The sequence below is a fragment of the Nocardia sp. NPDC088792 genome (assembly GCF_044750615.1).
Taxonomy (GTDB): domain Bacteria; phylum Actinomycetota; class Actinomycetes; order Mycobacteriales; family Mycobacteriaceae; genus Nocardia.
Window position 1 is genome coordinate 69581 of the sequence record NZ_JBIVKC010000001.1, and the last position, 16512, is coordinate 86092.

A 16512-nucleotide genomic window follows, 5' to 3' on the forward strand; every position below is an offset into this window, starting at 1 on the left:
GCACCTCCTAGCGGGTGTGTTGGGTGGCCGCGAGTCCTCGGGCCAGGGGCAGGGTGGTGAAGACGGCGACGTCGTGATCGCCGACGCACCAGTCGATTTCGGTGATCGCGGACTCGTTGGCGGCTTCGGTGACGCGCAGGCAGGCGCGGTCGAGGTCGTCGGTGTCGCGGCCGGTGACCGCGATGGAGGCGGTGTAGATGGCGCCGTGGTGCCCGGAGCCGGGCATCAGGTCTTGGCGGCGGCGTTCGGAGGCGTCGGAGAGGACTTCGGTGGAACCGTCGTCGAGCTTGCCTTTCTCCTGTTCCTTGGCTTTACGTGCCTGGTCGGCGGTGACATCACCCTTGGTGGCGGCGCGGGCGCGGTGGGCGGGAACGAAATCCAAACGCACGCTCAGGGTTCGGATGGTCGGCATCGGGGCGATGTCGTCATCGCCGGGGTCGGCCTCGACACCGGTGAGCAGCGGCGCCAGCCACAACGGCCCCAACGCGACCGGTTCGATCGCACGAGGGCGGATATGCCCGACCCGGGTGCGCCACTGCCCGTGCGGGCCGATCGCGACACAGTCGTTCCCGCCGACGTAGCTGGGCCAACACGTCTCCCAGGTGGCGTCGCGGTGGCGGTCGATCTTGTAGCTCGGGTCGAGCAGGGCACGGATGACCGCACACGCCCGGCGTTCGCCGAGCACATCGACCCGCCCCATGCCCGCTGCTGCTAATAGCCGTGTTGCTCTCTCGGTTTCGTCGCGCACGACTTGAGCGATGCCGCCGCCGATCGGTGCGTTTTTGGTGCGGGCGAGGCGGGCGGTTTCGGTCATGAACACCTCGGTTTGCGGGAACCGCAGCACCACCAGGGTGCGGTGTTCTTCGGCGAGCGGGGTGAGGGTGTCGATGAGGGTGCCGTAGGACTGCACTGCCGGCAGCAGCCGCTCGTCACGCAGCCGGGCGACGCGGGCGTGGGCCCAGCGGGTGTGCCGTGTCATGTCGTGCGGGATGCTGCGGTGCAGCAGTTGCAGGCCGCGCACGTGGGAGCTGGTGCGCGCCATCTGCGCCAGGAATGTCCCGAACGCCGTCGACATCGCCGCGTAGGCGCCATCGCCGCGCAACCCGTCGGCGATGCCGTCGACGGCGATGATCACCGAATAGTACGGGCGCTCACCGGGGTTGGCGGTCCGCAGGATGAACATCTCATCCAAGCCGGTGCCGGCCACCGGTAGGGGCGCGGTATTGCCCAGTGGCGGTGGCAGTTCCCAGCCCGGGTCCAATGCGGGGTCACCGTGGGCGGGGTCGGCGGCGTTGCGGTAGAGGTGTTCACCGCGGCGGCGCCGACTCCAGGTCCGCAGCCCGTGGGCGCGCCGGGCCGCCCAGGAGGGTTTGTCGCGCCATTCCATCGTGGCCGCGAACACGACGATCAACCAGGCGAGCGCGGTCGCGATCGCCCATGCCTGCCCACCGCCGAGCAGGTAGATGGACAGTGCGGCAACGATACTGAACGCCCAGGCGGTCAGGACCGGCCGAGACAAGCCCAGCCAGCTGCGGCGGGCGATCTCCCCGCCCAGGATGCTGGTGCGCATGCCGGTACTCATTCGCTGCTCCCGGACTCGGCTTCACCCGGTGCGGCTTCGGCAGTGCTGCGAGCCTTGTTCAACGCACCCGAGGCTGCTTGTGCCGCGATCGGGGACGCGACCATCGCCACCTTGCCCAGACCCCGAGCCGCGGAACCCAACCCGCCCACCGATTTACGCGCGGCCGCCCGGCCGCGGTGCGACGTCGATCCAGCGTTGGCACTGAGGGTTCCGGAAAACTGCGCCGCGGTCGACGACCCACCGGAATTTCCTCCTCCGCCGGAAGGCGCAGCGGCGGAACCGCTTCCACCGGTCACGCCCGCCCGGCCACCGCCACCGCTGCTGCCGCCTGCGTGTTGGCCGCCGGTTGTGCCGTGGGCGGGGTTGCGTCGGCCGGTCCACCACATCGCGGTCCCGGCGCCGCCGACTGCTCCGGCCATCAGCGACCCGGATTGCCCGAATCCGGCGGCGTCCGAACGGGAGGGCAGCAGCGGCGCGTACCGCAGCAGCGACCACGGCGCAAGACCCACCACGAGGAACGCCACCACGACCAGGCACAGTTGACCGAGAGTGCCCAGTTGCTGTTGGCCTGGATCATCTTGGGTGAGTGCGGAATTCAGTAGTCCGGTCATGGTGGCCAGCAGCAGGAACAGCAGCGGTTTGGAGAACACGATCGCGATGAACAACAGGACCGGGCGCAGTGCCTTGCGGCGCCAGCTCGGGTGTACCCACATGCCGAATCCGATGCCGGAAGCCACCGCCAGCATCGGCAAGGCGACCTGGTGCATCAGCAGGCCGAAGAACACCGCCAGCGCTCCGGCGATCAACAGCAGAAACAGCAACAGCCCGACCAGTGGTCCCCCGGCCAGATCGTGGGCGGTGAGTTTCCCGGTGAAGGTCTGCAGGTTGGTGATCATGTGGCCCATGTCCGGGCCTGTGGCTTTGGTGATCGCGTCGGAGGCATCGTTGGCCAGGCTCACCAGCAGGGTCGCGAACATCGGCGCGAACAGCATCAGCAACACCCCTGCGGGCATATAGCCGAACAGGTCGGCGCTGATGGTCTTGAGGGTTTCGCCTTTGGATGCGGCCCGCCATAGCGCGAGCAGGGTCATGGCGCCCATGACGATCACCCCGATGCCGGTGCTCATCGCATACCAGTGCAGGAACCAGTCCGCGTTCGGGTCGAATTTGCCGACGCCGGCCAATCCGTCGAGGACCTTCGAACTCAGCGCGACCGCACTGTCTTTCGACGAGTTGGCCCAGTCGTCGATGACACTTTCGGGGTTGTCGACGAATCGGACAGTCGCCGCGCCTGCCTTCCACAGCCAGCCGAAGCCCGACGCGACCGCGGCCCCGCCCGCGTATTGGGATCCGACCGCTGTGTCGACGACCTTCTCGATCCGGTCCGACAGGCTGGTGTTCTTCTCGATCCAGTTCGCGGTGCCGCCGAACAGCTTGCCTACCGCGCGATTCCATTCCAGGCAGCGGATCTGATCGCCGGTGGCGGGGTCGGAGCGGGCGCAGTCGACGAAGAAGGCGTGCGAACAATAGGAGAACCCGACACCGCAGGGATCGGTCCACACCTGTTCAGGGACTTTCTGACCGCCGAGCTGGGTGCGGATCGCGGTCATGGACTGATCGTCGGGATGAGTGGCCCACGAGAAGCCCCACACGGTGAACGCCGACGTTGTCCAGCGCTTCAGGTCATCCGCACACGTCGGTGCCGGCATCCGATAGGTCGGGTCTCCCGCCGGAAACACTCTCGGCAGCAGATCTTTCGGTGGCTCTGCGTGTTGACTGATGAGCGTTTGCGCCTCGGACTGCCCGCCGGCGGCTCCTGGATCGCCGCCGAGTAATTGGGCTTTCTGTTTGTCGTCGGCGGTCCAATACAACAGCCGATCTTCGACCGGCATCACCGCGTTCACGTACGCGCCGACATCACCGCCACGGTTGGCGCACGCGCCGGAAAACCACGCTGCCTTGAATTCGTCGGTGTTGGCGACGAACTGGCGCAGATCCGTGGGGAACCCGTCCGGCAGCGAGCCCGCGGTGACCGGTGTGGTGGTGTCGGGGTCGGCGGCGGCGATCGCCATGGAATGGGTGAGTACGGTCAGTATCGCTGCGGCAGTGAAGAATGCGGCGATGATCCGTCGTTTGAGCATGACCGGTTCACCCCCTTTAGTTGATGTAGAAGCTGTAGTAGCCCGACTCGGGTGTCGCGCTCAGCGGAGACTGCGCGCCCGGTGCCACGGTCTGCTCCGGTGTCGGTCCGGTCTGGGAGGTGATTTCCTTGGCCTTCCAGTCCCCGCTCTCCCACACCAGCGACACCGTGTGGGTGGCCCACGCGGTGATCACCGATGCCGGGTCGCCGTCGCTGATCGCCGATCGCGACACCGCGACCGTCCACACACTCACCTGCGCCGCCAGAGCCGAGAAGTCCACCACCGAGACCGCCGCGGGAACCAGGTTGACCACGTCCCGCTCGGGTGCACGATCCGCACCGATTCCGAGTGAACGGCGTAGTCCGGGACCAGGATCGCGCGCGATGATGGCGTGCTCGACCGCGCCCATCGGGATGCGTCCTTGGCCGGCTTGCGTCAAAGCTTGCACGGTGTTCACCGCCGCGGTTTCCGCGCCGGCCCGATCGTGGGCGTACCCGATCGGGACACCGTCGAGGGTGGCGGTGGGCCCGTGCGCGACCCGCACCGTGTTCATCCGATCATGACCGCCGCGAGAGGATCTCGCCCCGCAGGAGCCGAAGACGACGAGCCCTGCGGCGGCGATTGCGGCCAGGACCAGGGCCACGATCAGCCACCGGCGCAACGACTTGCGGGGCGCTCGCCGGGTAGTGGCCGTTCTGTTGGAATGTACTGGGTCGCCGAGGGCCGATTCGGGCGCGAGGTCGGCGAAGTGTTTGCCGTGGGTGTGTATCACCGGGGTCTCCTCACTGGGGACGGGTTCATCCGCCGACGACGAACAGGACTGTGGCCACGAGCGGGGACGCGAGCGCGACCAGGCCGAGGGAGATCAGCGCGTCTTGGAGTTCCTCACTGCCCTCGGCGAGATCGTTGGTGTAACCGCGTGCCTTCGCGCGTTTGACCTTGAACGCCCCCACGATCACGCGCACCGACGCACCGATCACCACCAGCGCCCACAGGAACGCCACGATCCGCTTCCACGAGGAATCCAGCGCCCCGTTGAACAACCCGAAATCCGGTTTGATCCCATCCAACGGGTTCGTGATATCCGCCGACGCGTACGGGGCGGCACACACCACCAGCACTGTGGCCGTCGCGACCGCACAGGCGTACCGGCCCGACCGGATCCCCTGTACAACAATTGGTTTCACATTCATCACGGTTCACCTCTTCGTGGTCGGAGCGGGTACTCACCAGCCCGGGTCGAAGTCATCGACCACAGCGTGGGAGCCAGAGGTTCGGATCTTCTGAGTGCGCGAGAACTGCCCTTCGTGCAGCGCGTAGGACAGCAGCCGGTGATGGGTCGTCTCATCGGCGTCTACCGCCCAACGGGTGTCGGGGACGAAGCGGGTTTGCATCGGAAGGTGGCGTGCGGCAAGGGTTTCAGCGACACTGTCGGCCACCGTGGCCGCGACCTCTGTCCATGCGCGCACCGACGCCCGCCCCATCCGGCTCACCACGATGCGCTCGCCACTGGCCAGGCCGGGGTCGAACGGCACCGCCACCACACGGCTGATCCCCGCCGCGGCCAGGGTTTCCACGATTCCGCTCTGCTGCGGGCCGGCCCCGCACACCGTGATCACCGCACGCGCTGCCAGGTCTTCGTATCCGTCCTCGGCGATGCCGTCGAGCAGCCGCAACGCCGACACGATCACATCGCGGCGCCCGATGATCGGTACCACCAACTGGGTGGCGTTGGTGATCGCCCACCGCAATCCCGGCGCGCGGTCGTTGTTGCCGGTATCGACGATCACCACTTCGCGGTGGCGCCGCAACACCGCCAGGATCGCCGCGCATTCCTCACGGCCGATACAGACACTGCCGCCGGGGGTTTGGTCCGAGGCCAGGATTTCATCCAGGGTAGGCTGGCGTTGCAGGAACCGCGCCAGCCCGGAAGCGTCGGCGTTGGCCGTGCACAACTCGTGGGCGTGTCCGAGCACATCCCACACGGTGTGCTCGCTCGGACAGCACGCCGCCCGCGCGGCGAGGCTCCCGCAGGCTTCGTGAGCGTCCCAGGCCACCACGCGCCCGCCACGATGACGGCCGAGCAGCGCCGACAACAACACTGCCGCCGGGGTCTTGCCGCTGCCGCCCTTCGGATTAGCGACCACCACCACCGGTGTGCCGGGCAACGGCTGACGGATGCGTTCCACCGCCTGCCGATACGCCACCTCTGCACTGCGGCGGTGGGGCCGCACCCGGAATCCGAACGCGTTGACACGCCCGCGCCAGCCCCACTGTGCCGGGTCGATGTGTACTCCCGCGGCGGGTTTGAGCAGCATCGCCAACCGGGCTTCGCGCACGGCCGCGACCTCGTCCGCGGACGGTTCGATCGGCCCACTCAGATTCTGTGCACCGACACCGTACGGGTCACGCTCGTCCAGCCCGTCGTCATCGCCTAGGCTCGCATCCCGCGCAGTATCTGTGTCGTCACTGATTTCGGGATCGTCGCTACCGATACGCAGGCGCTGGCGGCGTAGGTCCACCGGTTGCTCGGCGGTGTAGTCGTCACGCTCCGCGCTGTCGGTATCTGTCTCGAGGTTGTTGTCCATCACGGCCCTCCTTTCCCAGTTCCTGTGCTGGCGTGCCGTTTTCGTCCTCGGCGAGCGGATTGCGCAGCAGTTTGAGAGCGAGCCGCTGGCAGGCCATCGGCGTACGTAGCGTGGTCCAGCAGGTGTCATGGACCTCAGTTCGGGCGTTCATGACGAACCACCCAGCGTCGCCGCGTATTTGGTAGCCAGCGCGGGGATGGCCTTGACGTAGTTCAAGGTTTGGGAGTTCTGGCACACACCCCCGGCGGCAAAAGTGCCCGCGGGCCCGCAGTTGTACATACTCAGCCACAACTCGGTCAGATCCCCGTGCAACGTGCCTTGCGCTAAACCGTTTTTCGCGCTTTGCGCCAGATCGCAGTCGTAGCGGGCCTGGGTCATCACCGCATCCGGGATCGAGGTGACATCCGCATGCCCGGTCCCCTCGACGTCCATCCCGTAGGCCGCCCACGTTCCGGGCATGAACTGCGCTGCGCCTTGCGCACCATCGGGTGAGACCGCATTCGGATTGAACCCCGATTCCTGCTCCTCCTGACCCGCCAGCAGTGGCCCGGTCACTTCCGGACAGGTCTGGGCGGCCCGGCGAATCCACGGCTCGAACGCCGCCGGAACCGACCCCGCCCGCAGATCCGGGCCGCCCCCACCCGCACCCACTGGCGCGCACCCCGTGAGGTAGTTGGCCGCCTGTGCGACAGCCAATCTCGATCGCGACGTCTTCGCACTGTCCGGCACCTGCGCTGTCGTCGTGTCCACAGCCTGTCGCGCAGCATCGTTGCCGCTGCCGTTCACCGGGGCGCCGTGTTGGGCCAGCCACGGGACGGGGTCGATCTGATGACCGCCTTGTAACCGTCCGCCCGGCACGACTTCGAAATGCAGGTGCGGCCCCGTGGCCTCACCGTCGCTGCCCATCGCACCGATTCGCTGGCCCGCCCGCACCTGTTGACCGACAGTGACATTCACGCCGTCGGCGAACATGTGCCCGTACACCGTCGAGACGAGATTGCCGTCGATCTGGGTGTCGAGGACGATCCAGTGCCCGAATCCCGAGGCCGGACCGGCCGCGGCGACAGTGCCGTCGGTGGCCGCCAGGATCGCGGTGCCCGCCGCGGCAGCCAGGTCCACGCCCAGATGCATTCCACCATCGCGGGGACCGAACGGCGAGGACACCGTATAGGTTCCCGCCGGCAACGGCACCACGACCTGCGCGGCCGGATGCGGTTGTGTGCGTGGCATATCGGGCAGGCAGCCGTGCTGGACCGGTGTGCGGTCTCCCGATCCCAGCAGCAACGCGGCACCGAGAATCGCGAGGGCACCCAAGGGCAGGAGTGCCGCAGACAGCGCCGCCATCACACCACTCCGACCACGTGGCGGATGCGGTTGCTGAACCAGTCGGTCAGCCACTGCACGGCGGTACGACCATCGGAATCCACGACGTAGTGGTCATAGCCCTCGTGTACACCCGAGAGCAGGAAAGACGCCGCGTCGGCACCCTCGGACAACAACTTCGACAGAGCATCGATGCCGTCGCCGCCCTTGGTGCCATCACTCTTGGTGGACAGCGACTTCGCGAGTCCATTCAGATCGGCACTGCTGTCCGCGCCGTCGGAGGATTTGGCTTGCCCGGTCAGGGTGTCCAGTGCCAGGGTGGCGAATCCGAGTGCGGTCGGGATGAAGTCGAGTAGCCGCGCGCCGACGGCGACCAGATCACCTCCGCTGCTGATGGTTTGGGCCAGCGCCCACACCTTGTCCTGTAGCTGTCCCACCTGCTGCGCCAGTTTCGCCACATCCAGGTTCGCCAGCACGGCTACCACTGCCGAGACGATCTGGGCGGTGCCGGTCGTGTCCGGGATCATCGCGATCAGCCGCGACGCGGTATGCAGATCGACCCCGGCGGCCATTTTCACCAACGGCTGGAACAGGTTGTTCAACTGGCCGAACAGATCATGCAGACCGTTCACCTTGCCCGCGGTGTCGATTCCCGGATTCCCGAGCAGCCCGATCATCCGTCCCAGCGTGTCGGTGAGCGTAGGTAGGTTCTGCGCGAACGACAGACCATTACCCACCACGTTCACCAGCTGATCGACCACCACCGTGGGCTTGAGCACCGCGAGTACCTGCGCGGCTTGTGCCGCCGCGTCGGCAGTCGAGGACGACAACGAATCCGTCAGCGGCGCAATCGCGTTCGCGGCATTCGTCGCATCCTGGGCTTGGCTGTTGCCGTCGCTGCTCTTCCCGTTCTGCGAACCGATGTCGGACAGCGCATTCAACGCGCTACTGACATCCGAGCGTCGTAGCCCGTCCAGGACGGTGCCGGCGAGCTTGTCCGCAGAACCATCGGCGGCATCGGTGAGCCTCTTCTGTGCATCGGCAGTGTTGGACACCCACGTGTTCAGATCAGTGAGCGGCTGAAGGGTTTTCGTCAGATCGGAGGCAGTCTGGGAGAGTACGGCGGGATCAGCGCCCGTGGCGGCCTGCGTACTCAGCCGAGCCACGGTCGCGGGCAGATCCGCAATCTTGTCCGCCGACAGATCTGTCGACAATGCGTGACCCAGATCGTCTTGCTTACTCGGATCGTCGCCAGCACCGGACCCGCTGCCCGTCGAGTTGTCAGGCTGGGTCAGGGCGCGTCCGATGCCGGCGGTGATCGGATCATCGCTGGCGTTCGTAGCGCAGTATTTGTCCTTGGTGGCACAGATTTCCGCGGTCACCGCCGATAAGGCGCAGAATCCGCCGGCTCGGGTTCCGGCGATCCCCTGCCCGTCTACCGAGGGCCCCACCAGTTTGCCGCCCGCGGTCCCCTGCTTCGGATCGGCGACCAATCCCACCGCCAGCACCCGATCCGCGGTCACAGGATCCCCGTTGCATCCGATCGAGGCCGCGATATCGCCCATCGCGTCGGCGCCTTGGCTGTATCCGGACAGGACGAACTTTGTTGCTGGACAACGCCCTGCGAAGTCACTCACGACGCGTCGCACTGCGGCAACCCCGGTGGCCTTGCTGTCGCTATAGGCCATGCCGTCGAACGCTTCTGCCGCGTACGCCGGGAATCGGAACTCGAATTCCGGCCCGAACTGCTGAGCCAAGGCTGTCGCGATCGGTCCGAGTAGTCCCACGGCTTGTGTCTCGTCTGCGCCCGCGTGGGTTTCCCATGTGCCGGGCAGGAACACACCGGCTACTGTGGGACAGTCCGACGCGGCCGACGATCGCGGCGAAGGCTCCGCTACCGCCGACCCGGGAACTACCGCCGCCAATGCCGTCACACCAACCGCCAGCAAGACCACGCTCACACCGGGTCGCGGCATACCGCTGCCGAAGCGATTAGAGACTCGCCTGCTCTCTCTTGCGCCACTCACGAGTGTCCGCCGAGGCGCTGCTTGCGGGACTGGACCCATTCGTCGACTACCGATGCTTCGAGAAGGAGCGGCGAATTTACCGAGTCACTGTTCTTCCATGCCCGCGAATACAGCGGGTGCCCCTGCTGCCGCAGGTGCCTGATCCGGTCCGGGGAATGGCCCGTGCGTTCACTTATCTGATGAATATTCAACACGCGGTCCCGCGGTATGCGCCCGCAGTGCTCGCACAGTTTCTCTGCCACTGCGCACCTCCCTGTTCTCACTGCCGATCAGCGCATCTCGCAGCACCGCAATTAACGAGCATCCGAAAGGTCGCGCTTCAGCATTCGGCATAGTTGACTAGCCGGAGCCAAGCCGATTGGGAAAAAGCCCGATTACTCACATCGGCAGTCTCCAGGCACCGAATTCATGAATGGCCACCGGCATCGAATACGAACGCGTTTGCCTCGATCGAGGCGATATATGCTGCCGGGGCAGGTTGGACTCGATATTTCGAATGCGCTCTACTCGTCGTCGAGTGCCCAACGGTGCCGTATGCGTCGACGGGATCGCAGTTCTCCGTCGATCATCTCGTCATAGAGTCGTTCGAAGCGCTCGTTCAGCGCCGAGTCCCACACGAGGATTGGCCGGCTGCAATCAGGTCGGCGAGAACGCCGGCAACCATGCTCGAGAATCTTCATCTCACCCTCTCCCATCCGACCCCGGTCCCAGCTGAAGCGCGTACTTCTTGCGCCAGGTCAGGTGCCATCGGGCTCACCAGGCAGGCAGCGTAAGCGTCGCGCAATGTCGATTGGCCGCATGCGATTGCCTGGCATTCATCCGGTTCCGCACAGCGGGTGCCGGGAAAGTCCTCACAAAAGGACGTTATGTTGAACGTATCCTATGTCACATTATTTTGCAAGATTTCCGACGCCAAGGCCATTCATTGCTGGCCGGATGTTATGGCATGTAGAGGCAACTTATGAAAAATTCCGAATCCGGAGACGCTAGGCAGCACTATCAGCCGCCCGTCTACAGCGAGGACAGTCGTCAACGATTGACGTCGGCAACGGTGGGATGACCGCAATATGAACGAGCGCTTGGGGCTGGTCGCCCTCCATTATTCGCGTCCATCTGGATTCTAGTTCGATCCATTCATCGCCTGGATCGAAGCGAATCCTTCCCCGGACTGACGCGGTCATTACGGAGCCGACCAGCAGTGCTTCACATGTCGCGAGAATCCGCACTTGGTCGTCTGGGTGAAGTAGCGGCCTGTGATGGCACCAACCGGCCATCGGATCGCCGTCGGTGGCGATCCAGTCGTGGATGACCTTCGCGTTGAGGTCGACCATCGCCAGTGCGTGCCCGGGCAGGATTGGCACGTGACGCATTGCCCTCAAATACATTTCAGGTGTCAATCGAGTCTGCGTACCATCGACTACCTCGCACACAACAGCTCGTACCCGGCGACCAGGCCCAGCGCCATCTGCACGGGCGGCGATCTGCAGCCGGTGGGGCGTGCCGTCGCTGAAAGTCCTTGTCGCGCTTCCGATCCACTCGTCGATCGGGTCGTCGAGACTGAGCAAGGCGAGGAAGTCGGAGCGACTCTCGAATCGATCGAGATTCGAGAGCATGTCCGGGAGCAACGATGTTTCAACGGATTCGTCGCCGAGCAGGAGCGTGCGGGCGGCGACCGATGCCGCCACCACAACGGCCGCGTCCCACTCCAGCACGCCGACATCGGGCACTGGAGGCAGGGCAGCGTCGGCTTCACCGATCCAGACGCAAACGGCACGAACATGCCCGTACGGACCGAGGATCGGCACCCCTACGATCTTGATCGATGCCCCGCAGGCCAGGGTCATCGTCTCCATGACGAATCGGCGATCCGCTACGCATTGAGCGATGACCGGGTGAATCCGGCGAACGACGCCGATAGTAGGGGCAAGTGATACTCGGTTCAGCTTGCTGAATCGTCGAGGGTGGGGGCCATCGGCGATCACCGTGCCCTCGCTCCCCTCGTCGAGGGTCTCTATGACTGCCCAATGTCGGGGTACATGGGTACTTGTCGCGTGCTGACACCGGGAAATGCGTGCGGGCATGTTCGCCGGCGACGGCGAGAGTTCATCCTTCGGCTCGGTCATCGGTCGACTCCTTCCAGACAGCGCAGATCATCATCAGCCGGGGTTACCCGGTGACCGCTGCCTGGCGTGGTCCACATCGGACCGACCACAGCCGGATTCCCGCAACCGCGGGAGCGTAACTCTGAATTATACCCCGCAAACCTTTAGCGATCGATCGTGAATTTGACGAGGGCAGCCGTGGTTTCCTGGTCGATTGCGACCAGACTGGCGCGAGCGCTGACAGGGATCCAAGTGCCGTCCACGCCACGCACCCGCAACCGGCCGCTGGTGCTGGCTTTCGCGAGCCCTCGCGCCATGTCAATCATTTCCTGGCGATCGTCTGGATGGACTTCGGGGTCGGGTTCGCCGCGGTTCCTGCGCCACGCGATCTCGTCGGGCACTGGCGATCCATGGACCCATCGAATCAGGCGAAGGTTCCGCAGATTGACCAACGCACGGTATTCACCGGGAGGAGTGTCGGCTTCGAGCAGCCGATGTTCCAGCAGAACCAGCGGCTCCGGCTCGCTGGTGGCACCCCCGGCGGCAATCTCCTGGCTGATACCTCGAGCGATGCGATGGTGATGTCCGTCGGGAGTGGCTTGTTCGTAGATGCGGCAGGAGAAGTGCGACCGGAAGCTGCCGCCGTCCCGGCGGAACACAGTCCAGACCCCCTGATGGGTGGTGCCCGGCAGCGCGGCGATGATGCGTTTCATCGCCAGCAGCTCCTTCTCGTCGGTCTGCACTTGGGCGAACATGTTCGCCAACGACCGCTCCGCACCCCGCTGGTCCTCGGGGATGTCGGCGAGCTCGGCCCACTCCGCGCTTCCGAGCGCTGTCAGAGTGGTGAGGTTGATGTCCCAAGCGCCCGCTCGTGGGCGTAGCGGCGGCGTTTGCTCTTCCAATCCCGACCACACCTGGACACCATGTAGCCGGTCGGCTACGAAGTGCGGGTAGACCTCCACGTGCCGGCCGGCTCCGATCGCCGTCAGCGGCTCATGCGACCGCCCTACCGCTTCCACCGCTTGCCTTATCTTGGCCGCCGCGCCCTTCACGGCCTTGTCCAGAGACAAGAACTCCTTCGGATGTCCGCCCCAGTCGACGATGGTGTAGTTACCGTCCAGTTCACCGAATGTCTCGATGAGCAGCCATTGCGGCGACCGTGCGTGCTCCTCCTGACGTACGATCTTGTCGGTCATGCTGCAATAGTGCGCTTTTCGTGTTCCAAGTTCACGGAAACCGGGGAACCATGTCGCTCACCAGCGTCACCTTCGACGAAACATATTTCCGAGACCCTCATGACTTCTACCGGCAGTTACTCCACGACGGGCCTATCCACCGGTTCGAAACACCGTCCGGAGTTCACGGATGGCTCATCACCGGCGACCACATTGCCCGAAAAGTACTCACCGACCGTCGCATCGGCAAAGGTCGCGACACCATGCTCGGAGTATCCAGCGATGGCGCCGACGCCGGATTGCGTCAAAGGTTTCTGCGCTATGGCACCGAGTGGATGGTGACCCACATGCTCGGGTCCGATCCTCCGGACCACACGCGGCTGCGCCGATCGGTTGCCGACTTCTTCACTCCTCGTGCTGTCACCGCCATGGAGCCCCGAATCCATACCCTGGCAGCAGGCTTGATCGATTCGATGGATTCGACCGAACCTGTCGATCTGGTCTCCGCACTCGCGTGCCCACTTCCGGTAGCAGTGATCTGCGAGATCACCGGAATAGACAGCCGAAATCAGCAACGAATCGAACGCTCTTCGGCGATTCTCTCCGACGTCACCGTCGCCGAGCCGCATCAATTGCGAAGCGCCAGTATAGATTTCGCTCGCCTGATACTGCCACACTTCGCCGCGCGACGAGTTCGTCCCCGCAACGACCTGATCACCGCGCTCACACAACAGATCTCGAAGGGTGAAATCAATCTGAAGGAAGCGCTGTCAACCGTAGCGTTGTTGCTGATCGCCGGGCATGAGACCACTTCGAATCTCATTCTCGGCACAGTGCTTTCGCTGCTATCCCACCCCGTGGAGATCCAGCGCGTGCTTACCGAGCCCGACCGGCTGGAGGCCATCCTCGACGAAACGCTGCGTTCTGATCCGCCGCTCCCTGTTTCGACTCTCCGTCAGGCTCATACCGATCTCGATATCGCCGGCCAGCAGATCCGTCGAGGGGAATTGCTGATGGTCTCGCTACTCGCGGCCAACCAAGACCCCGAATCCATCACCAACCCAGATACATTCGACCCTGATCGCCCCGTTCGCCACCTCTCCTTCGGGACCGGAATCCACTACTGCCTCGGTGCGCGCCTTGCTCGCACCGAAGCAGCCGCAGCCATCTCACTCCTGCTGCAGCGATTCCCCCACATGCAGCTCGCTACAGCGCCCAGCGAACTGCGCTGGCGACGAAGCCTCTTCTTCCGACGTCTTGAAGCGCTTCCCGTCCGGCTGACACGGCATCCATCAACTGGGCAACCGCCTGAACACCCAGCATCTGCAAAGGGATTCGAGGGCGGGTACCGCTCTGGCGGATGAACATCGGCAGCCTTGAGCTGCTCATGTTCTACTCCAGACATTCCAGCAGGACGATTAAGTAGCTGGAACAGATGAGCGCGCGGGCTACGTGACGTGTAGGGCTGTGACCCGACTTCGGCGAGTCCCGGCGTTGTCCGTCTGCCTGGATCATGTTGCGGAGCAAGCGCTTTCGCCGCTGTGGCGTGGGATCGGCTGGTGGCTGATCGGATCAATCGACCCAGACCGTGTAGTCCAGAAGCGCGGTGCTCGAGGTTGCGGGTGACCGTGATTGCGGCGAGCAGGCCGTGGGCGTGCAGGCACAGGGTCGTGCCATCTCGCAGGACCCGCCACCCGCCGACGCGTTCCCACAGGGTTCGTAGTTGGGATCGGCGCTGTCGGGTAGCGACCCCAGGGTGACCGGCCTGAGGGTCATCAGGCTGAAAGTCATCCGCTCTCCGTAGGGGTTGGGCACTCCGCTGACGGCCACGTCCCACCCGGTGGTGATCGAGTCGAGGCAGGTGCGCCCGAGGGCTATGCCGTATCCAGGACTGACTGAGGTGTGGGCAAGTCCTGATCAGCGTGCCGGGTGCCGGTCCGGCTCAGGCAGGTGAAGAAACCGATTGGGTGGTGTTCGCCTGAGGTGGTCCGTTGGGCCCGATCGGCAGTGGACCGGCGGTCACGGTGAATGTCGGCATGCCGCTGGTGTCGCCTCCGTTCCCGGGCCCGACACGCGAGGGGCCGCCGAGTGTTCCTCGATGATCGCCACGGCCACGATCACGGCGATGACGAGTGTCACGATCCTGTTCAGGATGTCACACTGTTGGTCAATTCTCTGGGGATCGAGGGCAGCTCGACGCGCAGAGCAGGTGGGACCTCCGCACCAAGACCCGAGATGTCACCCCCGACAGTGACAACGGCGTCGATGATGCCGAGCAAGGTTTGCCGCAATGCTGCCTGTCGCTGGCGATGGTAGGCATCCTCTTTCTCTAGTTGCCTAAGCGCAGCCTGGCAGACGTCGAGCGCCTTGCCGAGTAATGGGCCGAACCGGCCAACAGTGACGTAGTCGTACAGCTGTTTTGCCGTGTCCTCCGGCGCTAGCGCCGCTGCGATGCAGTGAGAAACCGCGATCAGCGTTTGCCGGACGATCGCGATAACAGGCAGTGCCATGGAAGGCTCGCAGATGAAGATGCCATTTATCTGGTCACCGCTGTGAACACCGGCGGGCAGCGTTGATGTCACAAGAACGCCGAACATAGCGTTCTCAGCCTTCATATCCTTAGCCAATGTGGCAAGCCATTGCCGTTGGAACGTTTTTGTATCCTTGTTCTCGATGGCGAGATTGCCGCAGGAACTACCGTGATCACATACAGTTTGGATCACATCGACCCCTCGGGCGCCGCGCTTGGCGGAGCGCAAGGAATCACTGGAGAATCGCGCCTGGAGCTCTTCGACGAGCGCTTGTTGCCGAGCTAACCCTAGATCTGTTGGGCGAGAGTGAGATACAGCGCTACGGTGCGCATTGGCCAGCTGTTTCTCCAGCTGCTTGATTCGGCCATTAAGTTCGAGAGTCTCACCTCGCGCGTCACGGAGGGTGTCCGCAATACATCTGTCCGCGCGCCTCTTTTCGGCAGCACGGATCTTCTCACTGCGAGCGGCGGCCTCGCGAGTTACTTCCAGTTCAAATGCCCCAAGCTTCACACTGATGCGCTCATTCTCCTGGCGAATCTTTAGCTCGTTGGTTTCGCTCTTTTTCGCACGTTCAGTCATTACCTGAACAGCGCCGCGCAACTCGCTAACAAGTTTTTCTAGCCCGGCGGATTTGGCGTCTGCGGATGCCTTGGCCTCGGCTGCGGCGTCGCGCTCAATGCGTTCACGCTCTGGGGCAAGCATCTCCAGAATCAATGACTCTGCAAGGGGTATTTCGACGCCACAGTTGGAACACGAGACTTTGAACACTGAGTAATCACTTTGCTGAACCATTTCAGTTCTCCTCCACAAGCGCGACCGGAGTAGCGGTTCCGTCTGGGTTTGCTGGCCTTCGCGCACTATGCGCAGCAGTAAGTACTCCAGATGCAGGTAGATCCCAGTGTCCAACGATCGTACGCCGCATCTCTGACAATTCGGATCTGCGCATACCTGAAGGGCGCTTGGAGGTGACAGCCGGGCGTGAGACCGCCGCTCACGCGGGAGATCGCCGGACTGGCGCTGCCTGAAATTATCGACAGGGACGT

Annotated in this window: 11 protein-coding genes; 1 reads left to right on the top strand and 10 read right to left on the bottom strand. The window is 64.4% G+C overall.

Features of this window, described 5'->3' with window-relative positions:
- Nucleotides 1–7: 7 nt before the first annotated feature.
- The 9 genes from ACIP5Y_RS00285 to ACIP5Y_RS00325 form a co-directional block, all read right to left on the bottom strand.
- Complete coding sequence (locus ACIP5Y_RS00285; RefSeq protein WP_400346245.1) at nucleotides 8–1582, bottom strand: SCO6880 family protein; 1575 nt, start codon at nucleotides 1580–1582, stop codon at nucleotides 8–10.
- Nucleotides 1579–3723, bottom strand: a complete 2145-nt coding sequence (locus ACIP5Y_RS00290) for a hypothetical protein (protein WP_400346246.1) — start codon at nucleotides 3721–3723, stop codon at nucleotides 1579–1581. Before ACIP5Y_RS00290 ends, ACIP5Y_RS00285 begins: the two co-directional genes overlap by 4 nt.
- Before the next feature lie 16 nt (nucleotides 3724–3739).
- On the bottom strand, nucleotides 3740–4495 hold the full coding sequence (locus tag ACIP5Y_RS00295) for a hypothetical protein (RefSeq protein WP_400346247.1): 756 nt from the start codon (nucleotides 4493–4495) through the stop codon (nucleotides 3740–3742).
- Between the two features lie 25 nt (nucleotides 4496–4520).
- Nucleotides 4521–4916: a hypothetical protein gene (locus tag ACIP5Y_RS00300; protein ID WP_400346248.1), complete on the bottom strand. Its 396-nt coding sequence runs from the start codon at nucleotides 4914–4916 to the stop codon at nucleotides 4521–4523.
- Between the two features lie 33 nt (nucleotides 4917–4949).
- Nucleotides 4950–6311 carry a MinD/ParA family protein gene (locus tag ACIP5Y_RS00305; RefSeq protein ID WP_400346250.1) on the bottom strand — a complete coding sequence of 454 codons (1362 nt, stop codon included), beginning with the start codon at nucleotides 6309–6311 and terminating at the stop codon, nucleotides 4950–4952.
- A 147-nt stretch (nucleotides 6312–6458) separates the two neighbouring features.
- Nucleotides 6459–7655, bottom strand: a complete 1197-nt coding sequence (locus tag ACIP5Y_RS00310; protein WP_400346252.1) for a peptidoglycan DD-metalloendopeptidase family protein — start codon at nucleotides 7653–7655, stop codon at nucleotides 6459–6461.
- A complete protein-coding gene (locus ACIP5Y_RS00315; protein WP_400346253.1) occupies nucleotides 7655–9475 on the bottom strand; it encodes a cutinase family protein in 1821 nt (606 codons plus the stop codon). The genes ACIP5Y_RS00310 and ACIP5Y_RS00315 overlap by 1 nt, the downstream gene beginning before the upstream one ends.
- A gap of 1172 nt (nucleotides 9476–10647) precedes the next feature.
- Nucleotides 10648–11784 (bottom strand): GAF domain-containing protein, encoded by a 1137-nt coding sequence (locus tag ACIP5Y_RS00320; protein ID WP_400346254.1) that lies wholly within the window; start codon nucleotides 11782–11784, stop codon nucleotides 10648–10650.
- 143 nt (nucleotides 11785–11927) lie between these two features.
- A complete protein-coding gene (locus ACIP5Y_RS00325; protein ID WP_400346256.1) occupies nucleotides 11928–12959 on the bottom strand; it encodes a GAF domain-containing protein in 1032 nt (343 codons plus the stop codon).
- A 50-nt stretch (nucleotides 12960–13009) separates the two neighbouring features.
- On the opposite strand from ACIP5Y_RS00325, the gene ACIP5Y_RS00330 reads away from it, so the two are divergent.
- A complete protein-coding gene (locus ACIP5Y_RS00330) occupies nucleotides 13010–14302 on the top strand; it encodes a cytochrome P450 (protein ID WP_400346258.1) in 1293 nt (430 codons plus the stop codon).
- 783 nt (nucleotides 14303–15085) lie between these two features.
- Here the strand turns inward: ACIP5Y_RS00330 and ACIP5Y_RS00335 are convergent.
- Nucleotides 15086–16261 carry a DUF2130 domain-containing protein gene (locus tag ACIP5Y_RS00335; RefSeq protein ID WP_400346259.1) on the bottom strand — a complete coding sequence of 392 codons (1176 nt, stop codon included), beginning with the start codon at nucleotides 16259–16261 and terminating at the stop codon, nucleotides 15086–15088.
- Nucleotides 16262–16512 lie beyond the last annotated feature (251 nt).